A 1,840-nucleotide genomic window follows, 5' to 3' on the forward strand; every position below is an offset into this window, starting at 1 on the left:
CCCCAATAAATAAACGCGAAAACTCTTCTGCTCATTCCTAAATAAAGCAATAATGCAGCATCAAATGATAAATACAAAAAATCATTCTTTCTTTGCCTATCATTAAAATTTTCTACACTAGCATCATTCAGATTTTTGTATAATCTTTTGATTGTTTCCGTAAAATCATGCTTCTCTTTATGTACTTAAAACTATAAATTAATCGTTTACGTTCGCATCAATTTTTATAAATTTTGCTCTTTTCTTTATACCATTTACACGGAGCACACCTCTATTATAACAATACTATTTGCTGACTCTTAAGGTCACAACAACCTATACATTAGTACGGTTTATAAAAAAATTTTTCTTTTTTTCAATCTCGTTATCCACACACGAGCCTCGTTTGTTGTATACAATGAAATGGCTTTGATTATGCTGGAATAAAAGTTCCGTAGTACTACAAAATGCAATTACAATAGCTATTATTTTGTGAATACCAATTAAAACTATCGTTCAAAAAATTCTCTAGGATTATAAATTTATCTAAAAAATATTAATGCTTAATAAGATCGCTCTAAAAATCCATTTAAAGCTTTAAAAAAGAATTTAGCCTACTTATTATTGTAAGGAAGCTATCTTTTTAATTATTTTAAATCGAGTATTGCTAATCTTTTTTACTTTTAATAACTAACGAAATCACTCTTTAAGCTTTATGGAAATTACTGACTTGAATTTCTATTACATACAAAGAACTTATTGTGACTTTATATTCATAAAACTCTCGCTCTTTCCAATAAATTACCTCTATATCATATTATATAAAAATTCTTACTTATTTGGCCTTATAATTTACACTCAAAAATATAATACAACAATTTATGAAAAATGAATCTTGTTAAAAATACTCGATGGATTCTAAGGACGTAAAGAATTAAGTGCCGCATTTAATCCTTTAAATGGTACAGTAAAAGAAAATACCTTTCCTTCTTTAATTTTATAGGAAATACGTACTTTATTGTCCTGCTCTATTTGTTTAGTCAAAACCGGCCCTACAGGCGATTCTGCCAAACAAACAGTTTCATTGCATTGCGTATAATGAATAAGAACAGGTTTTTTAACACCTTTTACAAACATTTGAATCGGAACATTTATATCAGAATTTGGCAATGTCCGAAAAAGCATCACTGCTTGACCACTTGTCGTAGACACAAGAGACCAACTAAAAATGGTATTTCCTTCTTGATCATGAACAGTCTGTGTCACATTACATATACCTTGCTTATGTTTAAGCTTTTGTTTTTCGTCACAAATCAAAGTCCAGTCATAAAACTGCATAATAATTCGACGTGTTTCACCAGGTTCTCCCTTAGGTATCGATAAGTGCGGTGGATGCACTGTATAAATATTATTGTTCTCATTAGCAAAGCTTTCGCTCTTGCCTATTAAGGCAAGAGCAAACAAAACCTTTACTAACATACTTCTCTTTTTTACAATAACAGCCGTTTTTTCTATTATCATCTCAACCTCAGAGTAATTCCAGCACCTATCCCCCAGTGACCTCCAGCACTCGTAATAGATACATTCGAACGAATATTTCCATCTTCAGATGTATAACCAGCCCCAATAGCAAATGCGGATTGACTACGCCATAAACCACTACCAAATGAAACACTTAAAGATCCTGGTATATCATAGTAACGTAAATTGGACACCGCTAGACCAATCGCTGCAGCTTGTCTTGCTTCCTTGCGAACATCCTCAACAGCATAATTTAACGTCTCAAACTTCATATCCGTATACGAATTAGCCTCATTAACTCCATCTTTTACAATATGAGAAACTTTCTCATCCGTATACT

Annotated in this window: 2 protein-coding genes; both read right to left on the reverse strand. The window is 31.7% G+C overall.

Features of this window, described 5'->3' with window-relative positions:
- Window positions 1-897: 897 nt before the first annotated feature.
- The gene (locus ACFIKE_RS10030; RefSeq protein ID WP_375649694.1) at window positions 898-1,500 is read right to left on the reverse strand and encodes an invasion associated locus B family protein; all 603 of its coding nucleotides are present in this window, start codon (window positions 1,498-1,500) and stop codon (window positions 898-900) included.
- A partial coding sequence (locus ACFIKE_RS10035) for a YadA-like family protein (RefSeq protein ID WP_375649696.1) occupies window positions 1,497-1,840 on the reverse strand: 344 nt, incomplete at its 5' end. The genes ACFIKE_RS10035 and ACFIKE_RS10030, both read right to left, overlap by 4 nt.

It is taken from the genome of Bartonella sp. MU70NMGDW (assembly GCF_042194085.1).
Classification (GTDB): Bacteria; Pseudomonadota; Alphaproteobacteria; order Rhizobiales; family Rhizobiaceae; genus Bartonella; species Bartonella grahamii.

Bases quoted from the DNA above. Each gene is read 5' to 3' on its own strand.
- ACFIKE_RS10030 (WP_375649694.1), bottom strand. From the start codon at position 1,500: ATGATAATAGAAAAAACGGCTGTTATTGTAAAAAAGAGAAGTATGTTA.